This is a genomic window from bacterium (assembly GCA_024226335.1).
Classification (GTDB): Bacteria; Myxococcota_A; UBA9160; order SZUA-336; family SZUA-336; genus JAAELY01.
The window spans coordinates 1-2,586 of sequence record JAAELY010000226.1; the positions used below are offsets into that span (position 1 = coordinate 1).

General features: G+C 61.5%; 1 protein-coding gene. It reads left to right on the plus strand.

What is annotated here, in order from left to right; translation table 11 throughout:
• The first annotated feature begins 520 nt into the window (after positions 1-520).
• Positions 521-2,245 (plus strand): hypothetical protein, encoded by a 1,725-nt coding sequence (locus GY725_10905; GenBank protein ID MCP4004695.1) that lies wholly within the window; start codon positions 521-523, stop codon positions 2,243-2,245.
• The last annotated feature ends 341 nt before the right edge of the window (positions 2,246-2,586 follow it).

Consider the following 2,586-nt stretch of genomic DNA (forward strand, 5'->3'; position numbering starts at 1 on the left):
ATTGCGTTTTCGTTACGATCACACAACTATACGAAGACAGCACCAACATCAACGAGCAGCGGCAAAACAACGACGGTACGGCAAAGCAACAACGAACGACGCCAAGCAAACTAACTGAAAACATTACCAAACGAACAGCGGCAACACAGCAACAAAGGCACCGACCAATCACGACATAACAATGGCCAGCGGATACGGCGCCAACAACGACAAAATAATAACAAAGAATCAAGCAACGCACAATTAACGTACGAATGGTGGCAACACAACAATACAATACCCGACACACAACGATCCAACCAACAGCTGGCAAAACAAATACAACACCAACAATAACGACAAACAGCGGCGCAACAACCACTAAGAACAACAAATGGAAACAGCACCAACAACAATCAAACACTACAACCACAAACGAATATGACGAACACAGCGGAGCACCACGAACACCCACATGCCGTGCGTCGGCTCCAGCGCGCGTTCTCGCGGTAGGCGGCTCCCCACCCCTTCCCACCCCCCGATGGCGAGGCTAAACTCCGACGGCTTGTGCCGCCTGCTGCTTGAGGCCTACGCGGCAGGGAAGGACTCCGCGAAGGATGTCGGTCGCATTGCCAGCGCGGCCTGGGCGGACGGGTGGCGCGGCGGCGACGGCGAGGCGGACATCGCGGAGATGCTGGCGGGCATCTCGCCAACGAACCCGTCCCGCAGTATGCGGCGTCTCGCGGATGCGCTCGGCTATCTCGGGACCGACGTTCTGTACAACGTACAGGTTCCGAGTGGACGGGCAGGCCGCACGTTCGGTATGGACGTGCAGCTTCCCTCCGACAAACTCCGCGTAGAGATCGCTCACGGCCGCCTCGAGGATTACACATTGGGCGACGAGCCGTCCGCGAGGCGCGCGCAACTCGCGGAGTGGAAAGCTCGAAGCGGGTGTTCGGCGCCTGTGGGGAGCATCGTACCGCTGAAGTTTCACGCGGACGGTGTCAAGGTTACGCGGCGGCGCACCGTGTACGTCCTGGACTATTCGATACTCGCGGGTCCAGACAGCGTGCGACGGAAGCGGTACACGTTCGCGGTGATCTCGAGCGCGCGGTTCTGTCGTTGCGGGTGCGGTGGGTTTTGCACCATCCAGGAACTGATGCGGGTACTAGTCTGGGACCTGCATCACATGTTCCGCGGAGAGGTCTCCGCGCTGCGACACGACAACGCGCAGCTCGATGCACCGCGGCAGCTTCGCCGCCAGCAGTCGCGTCACGACATCCCGCGGGCGGCCTTGCTGATCGTAGGGGGCGATTGGGACTGGCTCGCCTTTTGCTTCCGCTTCCGCACCTGGGCGCAGGCACACGTGTGCTGGCGCTGCGGTGCCGCCGCGGAGCAAGGGTCTCCGAACGATTGGCGGAACCCTTGGGATAACGCGGGCTGGCGGACAACGCGGTTCACGTCGATGGTCGACGCGCTGCAGCGCGCGGGTGGAGGCACAACGAGCGAGCTCCTGCGTGCCCCTGGCTTCGCGTGGCATTACATCGCCATCGATGTACTGCACACGTTCTGTCTCGGGGTTGCGGCCCGCGCCCAGGGCAGCTTCCTCTACGAGTGGGTTCGCACTGGCTCGCGCGGCACCATCGCGGAGTCACTGCTCGTGCTCAACAGGAGGCTTCGCGATTTCTACAGGCACGCGGCGCGCGCCGAGCCGAACCTCTCGGCGATCGACGTGATCACGCGGAGCACGCTCTCGGGAGCAACAGACGTGGGCGTGCTCGTCGGCGTGAAGGGCGCGGAATGTCGCCAGCTCGTGCCGTTCACCTGCGGTCTCGCGAGAGAGGATGCTACTGAGCGGCCTGGTGACGCTGGCGCGCAGCTGCGGTACGCATGCCTGTCCAGCCTGCTCGGGTTCTACGAGGCCATCTCGCGGGATGAATTCTCCGCAGCGGAGTGTGCGGCCACGACGCGGTCCTTTTGCACAACGTACCGCATGCTACATGACGCGGTGCGCGCCGCGGCTGATCCCACCTTGCGGCGGCTTCCGTGGCACCTGGTGCCAAAGTTTCACCTGGCCCAGGAGCTCGGCGAGTACCAAGCGTACGAGCTCGGAAACCCGCGGGATTTTTGGGCCTACCGCGATGAGTCCCATATGGGCTCTGTCAAGCAAGTTTGCTTGAACACGCGTCATCCGCGCACGCTCGAGGAGATGGTGCGCGTTAAGCTCGACATGCTCGACGTCCTGCGTCAGGCGGACGCGGTGTGATCGAGCTGTACAATATTTTTCGCGCGGCGACGGCTATGCCACTCGCGCTAACAATACCGAGGTTGCGGACGACCGCGCGTGAAAATGTCTTCGCGGTCGCGTTGCACCGTGGCACACAGTGGCACGCCGTGGCACGCACAGTGTGTTCGCGAAGTTCGGTTTAAGTGACCCGCGAGCGAAAATGTCTTCGCGGCCGCGTGACACACCGTGGCACACAGTGGCACACCGTGGCACACATGTTGTGTTAGCTAATTTCAGTTTGAGTGATCCGCTAGTGAAAATGTATACGCGACCGCGTGGCACCGTGGCACACCGTGGCACACCGTGGCACACATGTTGTG

What these genes read in the sequence shown, in the direction of transcription:
- GY725_10905 (MCP4004695.1), top strand. Translation starts at nt 521, where the DNA reads ATGGCGAGGCTAAACTCCGACGGCTTGTGCCGCCTGCTGCTTGAGGCC.